The organism is Microbacterium sp. bgisy189 (assembly GCF_057707225.1).
Map to the genome: position 1 here is coordinate 212007 of NZ_JBYIPT010000002.1, position 20349 is coordinate 232355.

A 20349-nucleotide genomic window follows, 5' to 3' on the forward strand; every position below is an offset into this window, starting at 1 on the left:
ATGCCGCGGGTCGCCGCATCCGAATCCGGCGACGATCTCCGAATCCGCGACGCCGAAAGCGACGCCCAAACGGCCCCCGGAACGGACTGAGGGGCGACGCCTTCCGGCGCCGCCCCTCAGCTGGGGAGGAACTACTTCAGCTTGACGAGCAGCGCCTCATCGCTGCCCGACTTGTTGTCGTACACGACGACCATGCTGCCGAGCGGCTTCTGGTCGGCGTACGCGGCACCGTTCACCTCGACGTCGACCGATGCGCTGCCGCGCTTCGGAACCGTCGTGTACTGGCCGTTGGTGATGGCCGGGTTCGCCGGGTCGTACGACGCCCACGCCTCGACCGCGTCCTCGCCACCGGACAGGCCGAAGGTCTGCACCGTGTAGTCGAACGTGCCGTCGACGCCCAGGTCGCTGGCGTACACCGGCATCAGCAGGGTGCTGCTGTCGGTCGGTGCCTGCGTCAGGAACCCGCTGGCCGACAGTCCGCCGGTCGCGAGGTCGACGACGAAGGTCTCGGCCAGGCCGTTCGCAGAGCCCGCGCGCACCGCGCCCGAGTCGTACGAGAACACCGCGTAGTCCGGGGTTCCGTCGCGATCCGTGTCGAGGATGACGTCGTACTCGTTGCCGGCGGCGTTCGACCAGCGCTTGTGCGTGTTGATGGCGAAGACCAGCAGGTGGTCCTCACCGTCGGCGAACGACTGCACACCGGCGGCCCGGACGTCGTACCCGTTGTCGGCGAGCGACTTCGGTGCGTCCTTCTTGTCGGACAGGCCCCACGTGTACACGTCGGCGTCTGCGTCGAGCGCACCCAGGAGGTTGCGCAGCTTGATGGACTGCGTCCCGTCCTTGGCGGTGCCGCCCTTGACGAGCTTCGAACCCGACGCGGATGCGGTCACCTTGCTGTTCGAGCGCGGCACCAGCAGGTACGGCACACGCAGTTCGGTGTCGGACGAGGTCAGCACGACGTCACCCGAGATCTCGTAGAACGAGAACTGGTCGTCACCGGCGATCGAGGTCGGCACGTCCTTGGCGGCCGCGGCGACCGTGACGATGAACTTCGCCGTCGATCCCGGGCGAACCGTGATCGACTTGCGGCTCACGCTCACGCGCGCCTTCTCCGACTGCTCGTTCGGCGTCGTCGACACCTTGAAGGTCACCGAGCGGTCGCCGTCGTTGCGGACGGTGACGGTCTTGACGCCACCGAACCCGAGCCACGACTCCTGGAAGCCGAAGCTGAGCGCCGCTTCGCGTGCCCAGCCACTCTCGGTGCGGAACGCGTCACCGGTCGCGGTGACCTGCGTGTTCACGGCCTGCGCCGTGTCGACGAGGCCGACGCCGCCGACGACGAGGTCCTGCCCTGCGACCTTGCCCGGGTCGGCAGTCGAGACGATCGCCGCCGACACCTGCGGTGCCGACCAGTCCGGGTGCGCCTGCACAGACAGTGCGGCAACGCCCGCGACGTGAGGCGCGGCCATCGAGGTACCCGAGCTGATCGACGGACCGTTGCCCGTGCCCACGCCGGCCGACGAGATGGAGACGCCGGGGGCGGCCACATCGGGGCTGATGGCGCTGTCACCGCTGCGGGGGCCCGACGAGGTGAAGGAGGCGTACCCGCGGAAGCCGGGGTTCATGATCTCCTGCGCGCTGATGGTGACGGTCTCTCCCGTCGTGAACAGCGGCCCGCTGGACGAGCGCACACCGAGGAACGGGATCGTGACGAGGAACTCCTCGCCCGTGTCGGGGTTCTCGGTGATGACGCCCTCGTACGGCGGCAGATCGTCTGTCGTGTTCACCATGAGCGACGCGGCAGCACCGGCCTGCTCGGCGAAGACGCCGCGCGCGACGCGTGCACACGTGCCTCGCGAAGAGACGGCGATCTGGTTGCCGCCTTGGACGATGCCGGCCTTCGTGTAGGCCTCGACCGAGCAGCCGAGGGCTTCGTTCTCGGCGGTGGCGGGGTCATCGGCCAGGCGCACCACGGTGAGCTCGCCGAGCCCCTCGAGGTCGGCGCCGTTCGCGTTGATCGCCTCGACGGTCTGACCGGCGATCGAGATCGCGGCACCGGGGAAGGACTCGGTGCTGTCGACGGCCGAGACGGCGATCACGCCGTCACCCGTGCCGGGCGAACCGGTCAGGTACGGGTTGTGTCCCGAGTTGCCTGCAGAGGCGACGACGACGACGCCTGCACCGACCGCGTTGGTGGCGGCGACGGCATCCGGGTCGTCACCGCGGCCGAAGGACGAACCGAGCGACATATTGATGACGTCCATGCCGTTGGCGACGGCCCAGTCGATGGCCGGGACGACGACGTCGGTCGAACCGTCGCAGCCGAAGACGCGGACGGCGTAGAGGTCGGCCTCGGGTGCGACACCCGGCCCCACCATGAAGTCGTTGTCGGCGGTCGTGGAGTCGTACGGGCCGGCGAACGCCGAACCGTCGGCGAGCACGCCGCCACCGCCGGCCGTGCCCGCCACGTGCGAGCCGTGTCCCTGGCAGTCCAGCGGGTTTTCGTCGGGGTGCGGCACCGGCTGATAGGTGTCGCTGCCGGGGTCGGCGTTGTAGTCGTCGCCGACGAGGTCGATGCCGCCCTTGATGCGCGGCGCACCCGGGCCGTAAAGGGCGGGGTCAGCGGGTTCGGTCGAGGCGGCGAACGCGGCTTCGTACGACTCGACGGTGCCGGGGCCGCCGAACGTGGCGTGGGTGTAGTCGATGCCGGTGTCGAGGATGGCGACCTTGACGCCTTCACCCGTGTAGCCGGTGTCTTCCCACACCTGCGGCGCACCGAGGAACGGCACCGAGACGGCGTTGTCGCGGCTGTAGGTGCGGACGGGGTGGATCGCGACGACGCCGGGCTGGTCTGCCACGGTGTCGAGTTCGGCGGCGGGGACCGTCGCCTGGATGCCGTTGTAGGCGGACTGCATCTGCGCCTGCACCTCACCACCGGTGTCTTCGATGGCGTCGGCGACCGCCTCTTGCGCCTTCTTCAGGTCGCCTCGAACAGTCGATTGCTCGCTCTTGGTGAGGTCGCGGCCCTTCTCGGCCTCGACGACGGCGACGGGGTCGCCCTCCATCTCGACGATGACGGTGACCTTGCCGTCAGCGCCCACCGCCGATGGTGTGAACGAAGAGTCGAGCGCGCCGCTCGACTCCGAGGTTGCGAACCGCGACGACACGTCGTCCGATTCGGTCGCGGCGTATGCCGCGGATGCGGGGAGCGAGAGCGCGATGACGCCGACCGCTGCCAGGATTCGTCGTTGCACGACAGAAACCACCTTTCCGGTGCTGGGCACGGGGCCAGCCGGATCAGCGACCCCTTCTTGGGAGGCTATGCATCCGCTGAGAGTCTGTGAAGAGGCATTCACTGGGATGAGAACATCCTCATTCAGCACTCTCCCAGGTTCTGCCCGCCGTCCCGCCTCAGGCGATGCGGGTGCCCTGCGGCAGCGCGCGTGCCGGCGTACGGGTGCGGGCCCACGCACCCCACATCAGCCCGACCGCGAGCACGATCTGCAGGCCGAGACCGACGAACCAGCTCGGAATCGTCCCTGCGAGCAGTTCTTCCGGCGTCTGATAATCCTCGGGCTGCTCCGCGTACGGCGCGCAGGCATCCCACGACTCCTCCAGATCGGGCGGCATCTGGGCGTAGCGGATGCCGACCTTGAACTGGCCGAACAGGTCGTTGACGTTGCCGTCTCGATCGAACTGCACCGGGGTCGCGTCGGTCAGGATCACGAACGGGTTCGCCGACAGCAGCCACCAGACCGTGTCGTAGCGGCCGACGCGGTAGGTGTACGTCGTGGGCTCGCCGCACACCATGCGCTCGGGATCCTCCCAGCACGGCCCCTCGTCGTCGACGCACTGCGGCTCACCCTGCGTGTCGGAGACGTAGTCACGGGTCGTCACCGTCACCTCGCTCGTGACCGCCGAGCCGACGAGACCGAACGCGATCGCCGTCCCGACGGCGAGCGCCGCCACCACCAGGTAGGTCGTCGCCACAGAGAACAGCGGGCGCGACATGATGCCCGACAGCGCCACCCCGATGGCTGCGACGATGCCTGCCTCGACGATCAGCACGAGGAGGGAGACGAGCGCGGTCGCCGGGTGCACGTCTCCACTCGTCGCCGAGATCGCGAGGAACGGCGCCGCCACGACGACGAACGCGAGCCCCGTGATCCATGCCGCGATGAACTTGCCGAAGAGGATCTCGGCTGTCGTGGCCAGCGTCACCTGGACGGATGCCAGCGTCGCGGCGTCGCGGTCGCCGTTGATGCTGTTTCCCGACAGGGTCGGTGAGACGAGCAGCACCAGGAGCAGCGTGATGTACACGACGGTCGAATAGACCCCCGGCCCCCACCGCTCCTCCCCGCCGAACGCCATGAACGACAGGAAGGTGGCCCCGATCAGCAGCAGCCCGAACACGCCGAGCAGCACGTACCAGGCGACCGATCGCACGCGCTGGTGCAGTTCGAGACGCACGAGCGTCCACAGTCGTGCGGCGTTCACGAGGCACCGCCTTCGAGGTCGAGGAACGTATGCTCGAGCATCCCCGTCGCCGCAGAGAACTCGGCGACCGGTATGCCCGCCGCGACGATCGCGGCGAGCCCGGCTGCCGCGTCGGCGTCGGACGCGAACCCGACCAGCAGATCGCGCCGGTCGATGAGAATCTCGACGACATCGCGCCCGAGTGCCGTCGCGACCGGCACTGCGGCGTCGCGCGGGTCGAGCCCTGCCAGACGCACACGCCAGGTGCGTTCACGCTGCGCGGCGGCGGCGACGCGGTCGGCGCTCACCGTCGCACCTTCACGCAGGAACACCGCGTCGTCGACGACTTCTTCGAGTTCTGAAAGGACGTGACTCGACAGCAGCACGGTGCGCCCCTCACCCGCGAGCCGGCGCAGCAGCACGCGCAGGTCGACGCGTGCTTGCGGGTCCAGCCCCGAGGCGGGCTCGTCGAGCAGCAGTACATGCGGATCGTGCATGAGGGCGCGCGCGAGCCCCAGTCGCTGCTTCTGCCCGCGCGAGAACACTCGGGCCGGCTCGTCCGCCAGTCGCCCGAGCCCGACCTCGTCGAGCAGTTCCCCGGCGCGATCGAGCGCCTGCCCGCGCTTCATGGAGTACAGCTGCCCCGTGTAGACGAGGGTCTCGCGTGCCGTCAGGCTCGGCCACGCGCCCAGTGCATCCGGCATCCATCCGAGCCGCGCACGGGCGGCGGCCGGATCCTGCACGGGGTCGACACCGTCGACGCGGATGCTCCCGGCATCCGGTGCGAGCAGACTCGCCAGCATCAGCAGCAGCGTCGTCTTGCCCGACCCGTTGGGGCCGACCAGTCCCGTCACCCGCCCCGCTTCGGCGCGAAAGCTCACGTCGCGCACCGCGTGCACGCTTCCGAACGATCGCCGAACTCCTTCGGCGACGATGCCCCCTGCGCTCATCCGCTCCCCTTCGCGTCTGGCTTCAGACTATGGGGGCGACGCCGCCTCCGACGTGAACGACGCAGAAACGCTTCGCGTGCGGATGCCGGGAGTCAGTGCGCGAGCACCGGCAGCACGCGGTGCTCGAGCAGCGGCGCGAGATCGTCGGGCAGTGCGGCGTCGGTGTCGAGCCAACGCAGCTCTTCGATCTCGGCGGCCGGCTCGGCGAACACGAGGGCGTCGCAGCTGAACACGGTCGCCTCGACGACGTGCCCGTCCTCGTTCGCCGCCGGAGCGTGGAACACACCGACCTCGTCCAGCGCATCGAGCGAGACGTCCACGCCCAGCTCTTCACGCACCTCGCGCACGGCAGCTTCTGCGGCGGTCTCGCCGATCTCGGGCTTGCCGCCCGGCAGCATGAACCGCGACGTGCCGCGCTTGCGCACCGTGAGCACGGCGCCGTGGGCGTCGCGGAAGACGACCGCGCTGATGGTGATGAGGTGTTCGGGCATGGCATCCACCGTACGGGTCATCCGGTCGGCGAGGGCGAGGATGACCAGGATCGTCGCCGAGATGACCGGGGTCCAGGGCACGACCGGCGCGGCGGCCGATTCGGCGAGCGCGCCGACGGCTGCGGAGGCGAGCGCCTGGCCGACGATGACCCCGGATCCGAGCATCGTCATGACCGTCGCCGTGCGCCCGAACGGTGCCCGCTGGGCCGCGAGCGTGTAGACGGTCGCGAGCGTCGGGCCGATGCCGCAGCCGGCGATGAGCAGTGCGAGGGTGATCTGCAGGGGCGACTCGGCGAGCGCCGCGCACACGGTGCCTCCGAGCAGCACGAGCGAGAAGACGAACCACCTCGCGCGCAGCGTGAAGCGGGCAGGGAACAGCCCGACGCTGAGCGCGAGGACGGCCGATCCGACACCCATCGCGCCGTAGATGAGGCCGGTCTGGTCTGCTGCGCCGCGCGCTTCGGTGAACGCGGTGAGCGCGGTGAGCGCGGTGCCGAAGAACAGCCCCATCGCGAGGGCGCCGAGCGCGACCGTGACGATGCCGCCCGTGGCGAGCGCACCGATCGGCGCGGACGCAGCGCGGCCCTCGACCGGCGTGGCTGTGCGTGCGGTGCGGTGCAGCGCGAACAGCACGACGAACACCGCGGTCAGGCCCGCGGCCGAGAGCACGGCGGCTGCCGGAGACAGGGCGACGGCAAGCAACCCGACCACGGCGGGGCCGAACACGAAGACGACCTCGTCGACGGCCGACTCGTAGCCCATCACCGCTTCGCGAAGGCGCGGGGTTCCGCCACGTCGCGTGACGGCGGCATCCATGCGGGTGCGCGACATCGCCGACACTTGCGGCGCCGTCGCACCGGTGAACGCGGCCGCCGCCAGCACCGAGGCGTCGGAGGCCTGGCTGTAGGCGACGAGCACGATCGCGACGAGGCCCATCGCATTCGCGATGCCGGCGACGAGGAGGACGGTCCGCTGGCCGTACCGATCCGCCGCCATGCCGAGCAGGGGCCCGGTGACCATGGTCGCCAGACCCACGACCGCCGACGTGAGCCCGCCGAGCGCGAGCGACTCGCGTGCGTCGACGACCATCGTGAGCACACCGACGACCATCATCGCGAAGGGGAGCCTCGCACCGATCGCGATCGCGAAGTAGTCGAAGCCGATGCTGCGGCCGAAGCCGGGCGTGCGCGTGGCGCGGGTCATGGTGGTGCTCCTCGGAACATGTCTGCACCGGGATGCCGGTGCATGTCTGTGCCGCCTTGAACTCACCGGCCGTCGTCGGCCGTGTCAGGTAGATGCACGCTCTCGGCGCGGGTGCGCGCCGAGTACCCAGTCTACCGTCGCGGACCTCGACGCGGCCTGGGCGCCCGGTCACTCACGCTCGGAAGAACGCGACACCCAGATCGGGGTGGTCGACGAAGACCCCATCGACACCCGAGTCGGCGATGATCTGCCACTCCGACTCGTAGTCGCCGAACGCGGCGCGGTCGCGACCGTGACGGAACTGCGCGATCAGGAACGCGTTCTCGGGGCGGCACGTCCACGTGAACACCTTGAGGCCGCGGGCGTGGGCGTCGGCGACGACCGGCGACGAACCGGCCGTGCGCCCCAACCGGTCAGGGGCGAGGATCATGCGCTTGTCGACGCTGATGCCGTCGATCGCGCCGGCCAGCCGGTCGAGCCCGGCCGGCGACACCGTCTGCTTGTAGGTCGGGGCGTCCCGACCGAGCGACGTGATGAGGTCGAACGGCCGCCCCGCCGCTTCCAGCAGATAGATGTAGCGACCGGGGATGCCGAGGGCGCGCAGCTGCGTGAGCACCGTCGACTCGAACGCCTCGATCGTGAGGGGCAGTTTGCCGTCCGCCCATCCGGCATCCGCGAGTTCGGCGGCGATGAGCGCGGGCAGGTCGAACCCCAGGGAGCCGAAGTAGGTGGCGTGCTTGATCTCGAGCACGACGCCGATCTCGCGCCCGTGCTCGAGCGACCCGTCGCGCACGATGTCGAGCACATCGCGCAGCCGCAGCACCCGCTGTTCACCGTCGAAGGTGGCGCTCGTCGGTCGCAGGTGCGGCAGGCGTTCACGGCACCGCAGCGTCGAGAGCTCTTCCCACGTGAAGTCCTCGGTGAACCACCCGGTGTGCTCGGCACCGTCGATCGTCTTCGTCGTGCGCCGGTCGGCGAACCGCGGATGGTCGGCGACGTCGGTCGTCGTCGAGATCTCGTTCTCGTGCCGCACGACCGCCACCCCGTCGCGGGTGAAGACGATGTCGGGTTCGACCGCGTCGACGCCGAGCTGCAGCGCGAGCTCGTACGACGAGCGGGAGTGCTCGGGGCGGTAGCCGGGGGCACCGCGGTGGCCGATGACCAGAGGGGATCGCCGAGGCATGGCATCCACGCTACCCGCCGCGGGTGTTCGCGCCGGGCGTACGGCGTTCGAAGGGCTCTCACAGCACGAAAGCGCCGGTGACGACACGCCGTCCGATAGCCTGGAGTTCCGCAGCATCCGCGCGGCGACCTACTTGGAGTTGAGACTGACATGGCCTCCGGAAACTTCGCATTCAACAGCCCGGCGTTCCAAGAGCAGCGCCCGGGCCTGACCCCGCCGCCTGCGCAGCAGCAGGCGGGTGCACAGACGCAGTTCAGCGCTGCGTCGCACCAGGCCGCAGACGCGGCCGCGAACGCCCAGATGGAGGGCATGTTCGCCGCTCCCCCGGCGAACGCGATCCAGACCGGTCGCATGACCGTCGAAGACACCGTCCTGAAGACGCTTTCGCTGTTCGCCGTACTGCTGGTGACCGCCGTCGTCGGATGGGTGTGGACGCTGTCACCGGTCACCGCCGACAACCCCACTCCCACCATGGCGCCGTGGATCATCGGTGCCCTCGGCGGCTTCGTTCTCGCGATGGTCGTCACCTTCACGTCGCGCAAGAAGGTGCGCCCCGCGCTCATCTTCGCCTATGCCGCGTTCGAGGGCCTGTTCGTCGGTGGCATCTCGGCCTTCTTCGAGTTCATCTGGTCGGGCATCGTCATGCAGGCCACGCTGGCGACCCTCTCCGTCGTCGGTGTCACCCTGGCACTCTTCGCGAGCGGCAAGATCCGTGCCAGCAAGCGCGCCACCAAGATCTTCATGATCGCGATGGTCGGCTACCTGGTGTTCTCGCTGCTGAACGTGGTCCTCATGTGGACCAATGTGCTGCCGAGCAACATGATGTTCGGCATGCACAGTGCCGAGATCGCCGGCATCCCGCTCGGCCTTGTCATCGGCATCCTCGTGGTCATCATGGCCGCCTACTCGCTGGTACTCGACTTCGACCAGATCCAGCAGGGTGTGCGCAACGGCGCTCCCCGTGAGTTCGGCTGGGTCGGTGGGTTCGGCATCATGGTCACGGTCGTCTGGCTCTACGTCGAGATCCTGCGCATGATTGCGATCCTGCGCGGCAGCGACTGACCTTCACTGCTCATGAAGAAGGCCGCCCGGTTCGCCGGGCGGCCTTCTTCATATGCGGGGTGGGGATCACTCCCACTCGATGGTCCCCGGGGGCTTGCTCGTCACGTCGAGCACGACCCGGTTGACCTCGCGCACCTCGTTGGTGATGCGGTTGCTGATCTTCGACAGCACGTCGTACGGCAGGCGCGTCCAATCGGCGGTCATGGCGTCTTCAGAAGACACGGGACGCAGCACGATCGGGTGCCCGTACGTGCGACCGTCGCCCTGCACACCGACGGAGCGGACATCGGCGAGCAGCACGACCGGGCACTGCCAGATCTCGCCGTCGAGCCCCGCCTTGGTCAGCTCTTCGCGGGCGATGGCGTCGGCATCCTGCAGAATCGCGAGACGGTCAGCGGTGACCTCACCCACGATCCGGATGCCGAGGCCGGGGCCCGGAAAGGGCTGCCTGCCGACGATGACCTCGGGCAGACCCAGCTCGCGACCGATCGCGCGCACCTCGTCCTTGAACAGGGTGCGCAGCGGCTCGACGAGCTCGAACTGCAGGTCTTCGGGCAGGCCGCCCACGTTGTGGTGGCTCTTGATGTTGGCGGTGCCGGTGCCACCGCCGGATTCGACGACGTCGGGGTACAGCGTGCCCTGCACGAGGAAGCGGATCGGGTCGCCCTCGGCTGCGGCCTCGGCGATGAGGTCCGCCTGCACCTGCTCGAATGCGCGGATGAACTCGCGGCCGATGATCTTGCGCTTCTCTTCGGGGTCGCTGACGCCGGCGAGGGCGTTCAGGAACGTCTCGCGCGCATCGACCGTGATCAGACGCACACCCGTGGATGCCACGTAGTCCTGCTCGACCTGCTCGCGCTCACCCTTGCGCAGCAGCCCGTGGTCGATGAAGACCGCGACGAGCTGGTCGCCGACCGCCTCGTGCACGAGCGCTGTCGACACGGCCGAGTCGACGCCGCCCGACAGGGCCGACAGCACGCGGCCGGAGCCGACCTGCGCGCGGATCTTCTCGACCTGCTCGGCGATGACGTTGCCGCTGTTCCAGTCGGCGGGAAGGCCGGCCGCCTTGTGGAGGAAGTTCTCGATGATGCGCTGGCCGTGGTCGGAGTGCTTGACCTCGGGGTGCCACTGCACGCCGTAGAAGGTGCGGGCGTCGTCACCGAACGCGGCCACCGGGGTGGCGGCGGTGCGGGCGAGCACCTCGAACCCAGGGGGCGCCTCGGAAACCTGGTCGCCGTGACTCATCCACACGTTCTGCTCGACCGGCTGACCACCGAGGAGCACGCCGCCGTGGACGACGGAGGCATCCGTCGCACCGTACTCGCGCAGGCCCGTGTTCGAGACGACGCCACCGAGCTGCTGGGCCATCACCTGGAAGCCGTAGCAGATGCCGAGCGTGGGCACGCCGAGCTGCAGCACACCGGGGTCGAGCGAAGGGGCGCCCTCCTCGTAGACCGACGACGGCCCGCCGGACAGGATGATGCCGACGGGGTTGCGGTCGGCGACCTCGGCGGCCGTAGCGGTGTGCGGGATGATCTCGCTGTAGACGCCGGCCTCGCGCACGCGGCGTGCGATCAACTGGGCGTACTGGGCGCCGAAGTCGACGACGAGGACGGGCCGCTGCGCGGTCTCGGTCGGGGAAGTCACCGTTTGTTCTCCGTGGGGATCGCTTGGGTCAGGGACGAATGCTCGGCGCGGGTGTGCAGCTCTTCACCCTCGCGGCGGTCGAGGTAGGCGCGCACTTCGCGGGCGACGCGCAGCTCCATGATGAACGACAGGAACGGCACGACGCCGCCGAGGGCCAGCATGATGAACCGCGGAAAACCCCAGCGCATGAGGCTCCACACGCGGAAGCAGGCGAACAGGTACACGACGTAGAACCAGCCGTGCACGACGAGGATCGCGAGCGAGATGTTGATGCCATCCCCGGCCGACACCATGTCGCAGCCCATCCCGCCGGGGAAGAACATCGAATACCACTGGCAGTCGGCGGGCACGATGACCGGCGCGAACCAGAGGAAGCCCCCCGAACCACCCGCGAACAGTTCGACGTGGATCGGCGTGTACTTGAGGATCATCTCGGCCAGCAGCAGAAGCAGGCCGATACCCGTGATGATCGAGGCGACCTGATAGAACTTCAGCGCCGAGCGGATCGCCGGAAACGAGGCGAGTTTGGGCTGGGCGGGCATGGCCACCAGTCTAGTCGCCGGGCGGGGTGGCCCCAGTCGCCCCCTCGAGGGCCTCGACCTCTTTCTCCCAGGCGTCCTTGGCCAAGCGGTACCACATGTAAAAAGCGAACCCGGCGAAGATCGCCCACTCGACGGCATAGAAAATGTTCAGCCAGTTGACGTTCGACCCCTCCTCGGGCGGGTCGGCGACGATCTCGTCGAGCAGCGGCATCCCGCCCTCCAACACGAGGTAAGGACGGTACACGTCAAGACCTTCGATGTCATGCCACTGGCCGAGGAGGGCGGCCGGCGACATGCGCGTCATCTCGGTGATCGCGTCGCCCGCCCGGGGCAGGGAAGGGCCTTCGTCCGAGATGATGCGGCCGGTGAAGGTGCCCCCCATGCCGGCGGCGTTCAGCGCCTCGGCGGATTCGTCCGCCGAGGCGCGATCGCGCGCCCAGCCCACGGCGACCGCGATCGAGGTCGGCGTCTCGGTGTCGGCGAGCCGCAGCTGCCCGGTCACCCAGAAGCCCTCGACACCGTCGTTGTAGCGCGACGAGACGACGAGGAAGTCATCGGCGACGAACGCACCCTCGACCTCCACGCGCTGGCCCACGAGCGGCTCCGACAGGTACTCCCCCGGGCCGACGACCTCGGCGAGCGGCCGCACCTGCTCCGTCGCGCCGGGCGGCGGCGGATCGGTATCGATCGCGTTGCCGAGCTGCCATTGGCCGAGCCACGCGAACACCGCCGCCACGATGAGCGCGACCGCCAGCATCCCGAGCCACCACGGCCGCAGCATGACCTCACGCAGCGTGGGCGGAAAGGCGAGCGGCGCGGTGCCCATCGAGCCGGCTGAGGTCATCGAGCGGACTGATACGGGGCGACGACGACCTCGACGCGCTGGAACTCCTTCAGGTCGGAGTACCCGGTCGTCGCCATCGACTTGCGCAGTGCGCCCATGAGGTTCGCGGTCCCGTCGGCGACGGGCGCCGGCCCGTACAGGATCTCCTCCAGGGGGGCGACCGTGCCGACCTCGACGCGACGTCCGCGCGGAAGCTTGGGATGCGTTGCCTCAGAGCCCCAGTGGAACCCGCGGCCCGGTGCGTCCGTCGCCCGCGCCAACGCGACGCCCAGCATGAGCGCGTCGGCGCCCATCGCAAGCGCCTTGACGATGTCGCCCGAGGTCCCGACGCCACCGTCGGCGATGACGTGCACGTAGCGGCCGCCGGACTCGTCGAGGTAGTCGCGGCGGGCACCCGCGACGTCGGCGATCGCGGTGGCCATGGGGGCGTGGATGCCGAGGGTCGCGCGCGTCGTCGATGCCGCGCCCCCGCCGAACCCGACCAGCACACCCGCCGCGCCCGTGCGCATGAGGTGCAGGGCTGCCGTGTACGTCGATGCACCGCCGACGATGACCGGCACATCGAGGTCGTAGATGAACTTCTTGAGGTTGAGGGGTTCATCGACGCTCGAGACGTGCTCGGCGGAGACTGTCGTGCCGCGGATCACGAACAGGTCGACACCGGCCGCGACCACCGTCTCGTACAGCTGCTGGGTGCGCTGCGGCGTGAGGGCTGCGGCGACGGTCACGCCGCCGGCTCGGATCTCGGCGAGCCGTTCGCGCACGAGCTCGGGCTTGATCGGCTCGGCGTAGAGCTCCTGCATGCGGCGCGTGGCCTCGGCATCCGGCAATGCGGCGATTTCGGCCAGCAGCGGCTCGGGGTCCTCGTAGCGGGTCCAGACACCCTCGAGGTCGAGCACGCCGAGACCGCCGAGTTGCCCGAGCATGATCGCGGTCTGCGGGCTCATGACCGAGTCCATCGGCGCACCGAGCACCGGAATCTCGAAGCCGAACGCATCGATCGACCACGCCGTGGAGACGTCCTCGGGGTTGCGGGTGCGCCGCGAGGGCACCACCGCGATGTCGTCGAACGCGTATGCCCGGCGGGCGCGCTTGGCGCGTCCGAGCTCGATGTCCATGCTCACCCGCCCAGCCTACCGTCCCGGGTTCAGCCCGCCCCCGGCGGCGCGTGCGCGGCGGCGCGACACTCTTGCCATGACGTCGGCGCACTCGGACCCCACCGGCGCGGTGAGAGACCGCGGTGGCGTCGCCCGCGTGCAGACGCTCTGGATGCCGGAGTGAGCAGGCACCGGATCGATCGAGCCGTTGCGGCCGGCAGCCTCCATCGCGTCCGTCGCGGTTGGGTGGCGACAGTCGATGCAGATCCGTTCCTGGTCGCTGCCGCGAGGACCGGCGTCATCCTCACCTGCGTCACACAGGCCCGCCGGCTCGGTCTCTGGGTGCTGCGGGATGAGCGGCCACATGTCGCGGCAGCCGCACACGCGGGCCATGTCTCGGCAGATGCCGTGATCCATTGGCATGCGCCGACGATTCCCCGGCATCCCGATGACCTCGTCGACCCGATCGAGAACGTCCTGGTCACCGTGGCTCGTTGCCAGCCTCACGAGGCGGCACTGGCGGTGTGGGAATCCGCCATGCGCAGCGGACTCGTCGACCGGGGCGTATTGCTCCGCCTCGACCTTCCGCCCGCCGCGCGTCGTCTGTGCGCCGAAGCCCGACCATTCGCGGATTCGGGGCTCGAGACCCTGTTCCCGACGCGGCTGCGGTGGCTCAAACTGCCGATGCTGCAGCAGGCCTGGATTCTCGGGCGCCCCGTCGACCTGCTGATCGGGGAGCGACTGGTCGTGCAGATCGACGGTGGACACCACGTCGGAGCCCAGCGGGCAGCCGACATCGAGCATGACGCCCTGCTGATGCTGCGCGGCTATCACGTCATCCGCGTCACCTACGCCCAAATCGTCGACGACTGGGCGACCGTGCAGCGCCTCATCGCCGGCGCGGTTTCCCAGGGGTTGCACCTCGCACGCGACTGATCGGTCGCGCATACGGGAGGAGTTCGGCGTTCGGGAGGGCAAACCGTGACGGGAGGCCCTCCCGTGCGTGGTTCTCCTCCCGAACGCGCGGCCTACTTCTTGTAGTTGGGGGCCTCGACGATGATCTGCACGTCGTGGGGGTGCGATTCCTTGAGGCCGGCGGAGGTGATGCGCACGAACTTGCCGCGCGACTTCAGCTCCTCGATCGTGCGGGCGCCGACATAGAACATCGACTGACGCAGACCGCCGACCAGCTGGTACGCGACCGCCGAGACCGGGCCGCGGTAGGCGACCTGCCCCTCGATCCCCTCTGGGATGAGTTTGTCGTCGGTGGGGACGTCCGCCTGGAAGTAGCGGTCCTTGGAGTAGGACGTCTTCTTGCCGCGGGTCTGCAGGGCGCCCAGCGATCCCATGCCGCGGTACAGCTTGAACTGCTTGCCGCCCTGGAAGACGACCTCTCCCGGCGACTCGTCGGTGCCGGCCAGCAGCGAGCCGAGCATGACCGAGTCCGCGCCTGCGACGAGCGCCTTCGCGATGTCCCCCGAGTACTGCAGACCGCCGTCGGCGATGATCGGGATGCCGGCCTCTCGCGCTGCGAGCGATGCCTCGTAGATCGCGGTGATCTGCGGCACACCCACGCCCGCGACGACACGGGTCGTGCAGATGGAGCCCGGTCCGACGCCGACCTTCACGGCATCCACACCCGCATCGATGAGCGCCTGCGCGCCCTCGCGCGTCGCGACGTTGCCGCCGATGACGTCGATGTGGGCGAACGACTCGTCGGCCTTGATGCGCCGAACCATGTCGATGACGCCTGCGGACTGGCCGTTGGCGGTGTCGACGACGATGACATCGACACCCGCGTCGCGCAGCGCCTCGGCGCGCTCCCACGCGTCACCGAAGAAGCCGATGGCGGCGCCGACGCGCAGGCGACCCTGGTCGTCCTTGGTGGCGAGCGGGTACTTCTCGCTCTTGTCGAAGTCCTTGATGGTGATCAGGCCCGCGAGCTTGCCGTCGTCATCGAGCAGCGGCAGCTTCTCGACGCGGTGCTGCGCGAACAGCGCGATGACCTCGTTGGCGCCGATGCCGACCTTGCCGGTCACCAGACCTTCGCTCGTCATGACGTCGCGCACCTTGGTGCTCTGACGCTCGAAGCCCGACACGAACCGCATGTCGCGGTTGGTCACGATGCCGACGAGGCGACCCTCTTCGTCGACGACCGGCAGCCCCGAGATGCGGTACTGACCGCACAGCGCGTCGACCTCTTCGATCGTCGCGTCGGGCGTCGTCGTGATGGGGTCGGTGATCATGCCCGACTCGCTGCGCTTGACGCGGTCGACCATCGCGGCCTGGTCGGCGATCGACAGATTGCGGTGGATGATGCCGATGCCGCCCTCGCGCGCGATCGCGATCGCCAAGCGCGACTCGGTGACGGTGTCCATGGCCGCCGACAGCAGCGGTGTCGCCACCGTGATGCGGCGGGTGACCCGCGACGAGGTATCGGCTTCAGACGGGATGACATCCGTGTGCCCGGGAAGGAGCAGGACGTCGTCGTAGGTCAGTCCGACGAAACCGAACGGGTCGTTGTACTCCATGCGTTCTCCTGCGTGAGTCGGGGTGTCTCAATTCTAAGGCGCCACGGGCACCGCACATTCCCGTTGCATCACAACGCCTACAACGAGGTTGCGATCAGGAAACACTCAGGCAACAATCGCTGGGTACGGTCGGGTGTCGCCGAGGCCACCCCTAGTCACGGCACTGACCGCATTCCATACAAGGAGGTGCCAGTGGCGATCACCCGAACATCGCCCGCTGACAGTCGAAACCGGCGCACGCTCGCGGCCATCATCAGCGGGCTGTTCGCCATCGCCCTGCTGTTCGGTCTCGCGACACCCGCGGCGGCTGACACGGGCGGCGAAACCGAAGACCTGCCGTTCACGATCCAAGGAAACGTCCGTACGGGCGGTGAGGGCGTCGCAGACGTCACGATCACCGTCACGGGCCCCGGGTTCGAGAATGAGACGACCACCGAAGACAACGGTTCCTTCCGCGTCGGGGTGCCCAACAAGGAGGACACCTACACGCTGGTGCTCGACGAGGGCTCCCTGCCCGCAGACGTCGAAGTGCCCGACGGATTCGAGTCGTCGGTCGAGGTCACCTTCGGCAACACCAGCACCGTCACGCGGAACTTCACGCTGACCGCCGCCGAACGAGCGACGACGAGCTTCTTCGATCAGCTCATCTCGCGAGCCGTCAACGGCCTGAACTTCGGCCTCATGCTCGCGCTGGCCGCCATCGGCCTGTCGCTCGTCTACGGCACGACCGGCATCTCCAACTTCGCCCACGGCGAGATGGTGACCTTCGGCGCGCTCGCCGCGTTGGTCTTCTCAGTCGGGCTCGACCTGTCGATCTGGATCGCGATCCCCCTCGCCGTGCTCGTCAGCGCCGCGTTCGGATGGGGAATGGATGCCGGACTCTGGCGCCCCTTGCGACGAAAAGGGCTCGGCACCGTGCAGCTCATGATCGTCTCGATCGGTCTCTCGCTCGCGTTGCGCTACATGTTCCAGATGGGCATCGGCGGCCGCACCCAGCAGCTTCCCGGTGCGGCAGCGGCCATCATCCCGGGCCTCGGCCCCATTCGCCTGAGCGTCACCGACCTCATCAGCATGGGACTCTCGCTCGTCGTGATCGGCGTGTTCGCCTGGTGGCTCATGCGCACGCGCATCGGTCGTGCCACGCGCGCAGTCTCCGACAACCCGTCGCTGGCCGCTGCGAGCGGTATCGACGTCGACGGCGTCGTACGGGTCGTCTGGATCGTCGCGACCGCGCTGGCCGGCCTCTCGGGCGTGCTGTGGGCGTACTTCCGCCCCGGCATCAAGTGGGACATGGGAACCAGCATCCTGTTGCTGATCTTCGCCGCCGTCACGCTCGGCGGCCTCGGCACCGCGTTCGGCGCGCTCATCGGCTCGCTGATCGTCGGCCTGCTCGTCGAGGTCTCCACCCTCTGGATCCCGTCGGATCTGAAGTACGTCGGTGCCCTCGTCGTGCTGATCGTCATTCTTCTGTTCCGTCCGCAGGGCATCCTCGGACGCCGAGAGCGAATCGGGTAGGTAACGATGAACTTCCTTCAAATCCTCTCCAACACGCTCGGCCAGATGCTGGCGCCCGCGACGATCGGCTACGCGCTCGCCGCGATCGGCCTCTCGGTGCACTTCGGGTTCGCGGGCCTGCTGAACATGGGTGTCGCCGGATTCATGGCCATCGGCGCCTACGGGTTCGCGATCTCGATCCTCACGTTCAACCTGTCGTGGTGGCTCGCCGCGCTCATTGGTCTGCTCGCCGCGGTCGCCTTCGCGCTCGTGATGGGCATCCCGACGCTGCGACTGCGCGGCGACTACCTCGCGATCGTGACGATCGCCGCGGCCGAGGTGCTGCGACTGCTGTTCCTCACCTCGACGTGGCGCACCTACACCGGCTCGGCCGACGGCCTGTTCAACTACCACACGGGCTTCCGTGGGGCGAACAACCCCATCCCGCCGGGACGCTACGGGTTTGGTCCGTGGACCTACAGCGCCAACCAATGGTGGGTCATCATTATCGGACTCATCACGGTCGCCCTGGCGGTGCTGCTGGTGTGGATGCTGATGCGCAGCCCGTGGGGACGCGTCATCCGCGGCATCCGTGAAGACGAAGACGCCGTGCGCTCGCTCGGCAAGAACGTGTTCGCCTTCAAGATGCAGGCCCTCATCGTCGGCGGTGTCATCATCGCCGCGGGCGGCATCATCACCGCGATGGGCACGAACGTGAACCCGAACGTCTATGTGACGTCGCAGACGTTCTTCGTGTGGACCGCCCTGCTGCTGGGCGGCGCCGCGACCATCTTCGGACCAGTGCTCGGTGCGATCCTGTTCTGGGTCGTCCGCGCATTCCTGTCGAACCTGCTGCCCGCGCTCGTCGAGATCGGCTGGCTGCCGTTCCTCACCAGCGAGCAGGCGCAGCAGCTGGTGTTCGTGCTGGTGGGTCTCGCGCTCATGCTGCTCGTGATCTTCCGCCCGCAGGGCATCCTCGGTAGCAAGAAGGAGCTGACCTTTGTCCGCTGACGTTGCACCCCCCGCCCCCCGCCCGAAGACCACCGGCCTGCACAAGGGCGAAGCCCGCCCCGGTGTCGAGAAGGTCGACCCGATCATCGTCGCCGACGGTGTCAAGCGCATCTTCGGCGGTCTGACCGCCGTCGACGTCGACCACCTCGAGATCCCCCGTGGCGCCATCACAGCCCTCATCGGCCCGAACGGTGCCGGCAAGACGACGCTGTTCAATCTGCTCACCGGCTTCGACAAGCCGAACGAGGGATCGTGGGCGTTCGACGGCAAGAACCTCTCCGGCATCCCCGCGTACAAGACGGCACGCATGGGACAGGTCCGCACCTTCCAGCTGACGAAGTCGCTGGGACTGCTCACCGTGCTCGAGAACATGAAGCTCGGCGCGACCAAGCAGACCGGCGAGCACATCTTCTCCAGCATCCTGCCGTTCCTGTGGCGCAAGCAGGAGGCGGAGAACGAGGCGAAGGCGCGCGACCTGCTCAAGCGGTTCAAGCTCGACGCCAAGGAGAAGGACTTCGCCGCATCGCTCTCGGGCGGGCAGCGCAAGCTCCTCGAAATGGCCCGCGCCCTCATGAGCGACCCGACGCTGGTCATGCTCGACGAACCGATGGCCGGCGTCAACCCGGCGCTGACGCAGTCACTGCTCGACCACATCCTCGACCTGAAGGATCTGGGGATGACGGTGCTGTTCGTCGAGCACGACATGCACATGGTCCGCCATATCGCCGACTGGGTCGTCGTGATGGCCGAGGGCAAGGTCGTCGCTGAGGGCCCGCCCGACACCGTCATGAGAGAGCAGGCCGTCATCGATGCGTACCTCGGCGCCCACCAGGATGTCGACCTCGGCGTCGTCACCGGTCGCCAGGAGGGCGAGTTGAGCACCGAAGCGATCGAACTGGTCAAAGAGACCGAGGCGATCGACGAGGCCATCGGCGACGAAGCGGATGCCGCGGCATCCGACGCTGCGCAGAAGTCGGAGGACGACAAGTGAGCGAGTCCACCGGAAACGTCGTCGAACTGAACAATGTCGTCGCCGGCTACCTGCCCGGCGTCAACATCCTCAACGGCGCGAACCTCACCGCCGCCAAGGGCGAGCTGATCGGCATCATCGGTCCGAACGGCGCCGGCAAGTCGACCATGCTCAAGGCGATCTTCGGCCAGGTGAAGGTGCGCGAGGGCAGCGTCACGCTCAACGGCGAGAACATCACGGGCCTGAAGGCCAACAAGCTCGTCGCCAAGGGCGTCGGGTTCGTGCCGCAGACCAACAACGTCTTCCCGAGCCTGACGATCGCCGAGAACCTGCAGATGGGCGCCTACCAGCGCCCGAAGGCGTACGAGGAGCGCGTCGACTTCATCACGTCGATCTTCCCCGACCTCGCCAAGCGCCTGCAGCAGCGGGCAGGGTCACTGTCCGGCGGTGAGCGGCAGATGGTCGCCATGGGCCGCGCGCTGATGATGGATCCGCACGTGCTGCTGCTCGACGAGCCGTCGGCCGGCCTCTCCCCGTCGCGGCAGGACGAAGCGTTCCTGCGGGTCTCGGAGATCAACAAGGCGGGCGTGACGACCATCATGGTCGAGCAGAACGCACGCCGCTGCCTGCAGATCTGCGACCGCGGCTACGTGCTCGATCAGGGCCGCGACGCCTACACGGGCACCGGTCGCGAACTGCTGAACGACCCGAACGTGATCGGCTTGTACCTGGGAACGCTCGGCACCTGACCCGCCGCGCTTCCCCGAAGGCCCCCGCGACTGCGCGGGGGCCTTCGGCGTTCGCGCCGCGGCATCCACTTCGCCGGGCGCGGCTGGTTGACTGTGACG

General features: G+C 68.6%; 16 protein-coding genes. 6 read left to right on the top strand and 10 right to left on the bottom strand.

From position 1 onward, the window contains the following. Window positions 1-131: 131 nt before the first annotated feature. The 5 genes from AC3ENX_RS04005 to AC3ENX_RS04025 all read right to left on the bottom strand — a co-directional run bounded on the left by AC3ENX_RS04005 (window position 132) and on the right by AC3ENX_RS04025 (window position 8303). Window positions 132-3254, bottom strand: coding sequence for a S8 family serine peptidase (locus tag AC3ENX_RS04005; RefSeq protein WP_434810574.1), 3123 nt, complete (start codon window positions 3252-3254; stop codon window positions 132-134). Window positions 3255-3411: 157 nt separating this feature from the next. After that, window positions 3412-4497: an ABC transporter permease gene (locus tag AC3ENX_RS04010; protein ID WP_434810575.1), complete on the bottom strand. Its 1086-nt coding sequence runs from the start codon at window positions 4495-4497 to the stop codon at window positions 3412-3414. After that, window positions 4494-5426, bottom strand: coding sequence for an ABC transporter ATP-binding protein (locus AC3ENX_RS04015; protein WP_434810576.1), 933 nt, complete (start codon window positions 5424-5426; stop codon window positions 4494-4496). Before AC3ENX_RS04015 ends, AC3ENX_RS04010 begins: the two co-directional genes overlap by 4 nt. Before the next feature lie 92 nt (window positions 5427-5518). Continuing rightward, window positions 5519-7120: an MFS transporter gene (locus AC3ENX_RS04020; protein ID WP_434810577.1), complete on the bottom strand. Its 1602-nt coding sequence runs from the start codon at window positions 7118-7120 to the stop codon at window positions 5519-5521. A 172-nt stretch (window positions 7121-7292) separates the two neighbouring features. Further along, the gene (locus tag AC3ENX_RS04025; RefSeq protein WP_434810578.1) at window positions 7293-8303 is read right to left on the bottom strand and encodes a glycerophosphodiester phosphodiesterase family protein; all 1011 of its coding nucleotides are present in this window, start codon (window positions 8301-8303) and stop codon (window positions 7293-7295) included. 150 nt (window positions 8304-8453) lie between these two features. Between AC3ENX_RS04025 and AC3ENX_RS04030 the strand changes: the two genes are divergently transcribed. Then, window positions 8454-9365: a Bax inhibitor-1/YccA family protein gene (locus AC3ENX_RS04030; RefSeq protein WP_434810579.1), complete on the top strand. Its 912-nt coding sequence runs from the start codon at window positions 8454-8456 to the stop codon at window positions 9363-9365. 66 nt (window positions 9366-9431) lie between these two features. Here AC3ENX_RS04030 and guaA read toward each other — a convergent pair whose 3' ends face one another. The 4 genes from guaA to AC3ENX_RS04050 are packed head-to-tail and all read right to left on the bottom strand — an operon-like array spanning window position 9432 to window position 13516. After that, window positions 9432-11012 carry a glutamine-hydrolyzing GMP synthase gene (gene guaA, locus AC3ENX_RS04035; protein WP_434810580.1) on the bottom strand — a complete coding sequence of 527 codons (1581 nt, stop codon included), beginning with the start codon at window positions 11010-11012 and terminating at the stop codon, window positions 9432-9434. Beyond that, the gene (locus tag AC3ENX_RS04040) at window positions 11009-11554 is read right to left on the bottom strand and encodes a DUF3817 domain-containing protein (protein ID WP_434810581.1); all 546 of its coding nucleotides are present in this window, start codon (window positions 11552-11554) and stop codon (window positions 11009-11011) included. The genes guaA and AC3ENX_RS04040 overlap by 4 nt, the downstream gene beginning before the upstream one ends. A gap of 10 nt (window positions 11555-11564) precedes the next feature. Further along, window positions 11565-12398 (bottom strand): SURF1 family protein, encoded by an 834-nt coding sequence (locus tag AC3ENX_RS04045; RefSeq protein WP_434810582.1) that lies wholly within the window; start codon window positions 12396-12398, stop codon window positions 11565-11567. Next, window positions 12395-13516, bottom strand: a complete 1122-nt coding sequence (locus AC3ENX_RS04050) for a GuaB3 family IMP dehydrogenase-related protein (protein ID WP_434810811.1) — start codon at window positions 13514-13516, stop codon at window positions 12395-12397. The genes AC3ENX_RS04045 and AC3ENX_RS04050 overlap by 4 nt, the downstream gene beginning before the upstream one ends. A 225-nt stretch (window positions 13517-13741) precedes the next feature. Here AC3ENX_RS04050 and AC3ENX_RS04055 point away from each other — a divergent pair, with 225 nt between their 5' ends. Further along, the gene (locus AC3ENX_RS04055; protein ID WP_434810583.1) at window positions 13742-14431 is read left to right on the top strand and encodes an endonuclease domain-containing protein; all 690 of its coding nucleotides are present in this window, start codon (window positions 13742-13744) and stop codon (window positions 14429-14431) included. 92 nt (window positions 14432-14523) lie between these two features. On the opposite strand, the gene guaB is transcribed toward AC3ENX_RS04055, so the two are convergent. Next, on the bottom strand, window positions 14524-16026 hold the full coding sequence (guaB, locus tag AC3ENX_RS04060) for an IMP dehydrogenase (RefSeq protein ID WP_434810584.1): 1503 nt from the start codon (window positions 16024-16026) through the stop codon (window positions 14524-14526). Between the two features lie 192 nt (window positions 16027-16218). Between guaB and AC3ENX_RS04065 the strand changes: the two genes are divergently transcribed. The 4 genes from AC3ENX_RS04065 to AC3ENX_RS04080 are packed head-to-tail and all read left to right on the top strand — an operon-like array spanning window position 16219 to window position 20250. After that, a complete protein-coding gene (locus AC3ENX_RS04065) occupies window positions 16219-17541 on the top strand; it encodes a branched-chain amino acid ABC transporter permease (protein WP_434810585.1) in 1323 nt (440 codons plus the stop codon). Window positions 17542-17547: 6 nt separating this feature from the next. Further along, a complete protein-coding gene (locus tag AC3ENX_RS04070) occupies window positions 17548-18531 on the top strand; it encodes a branched-chain amino acid ABC transporter permease (protein WP_434810586.1) in 984 nt (327 codons plus the stop codon). Next, entirely contained in the window at window positions 18521-19522 is a 1002-nt protein-coding gene (locus tag AC3ENX_RS04075; RefSeq protein ID WP_434810587.1) for an ABC transporter ATP-binding protein, read from the top strand. The genes AC3ENX_RS04070 and AC3ENX_RS04075 overlap by 11 nt, the downstream gene beginning before the upstream one ends. Beyond that, entirely contained in the window at window positions 19519-20250 is a 732-nt protein-coding gene (locus AC3ENX_RS04080; protein WP_434810588.1) for an ABC transporter ATP-binding protein, read from the top strand. Before AC3ENX_RS04075 ends, AC3ENX_RS04080 begins: the two co-directional genes overlap by 4 nt. Window positions 20251-20349 lie beyond the last annotated feature (99 nt).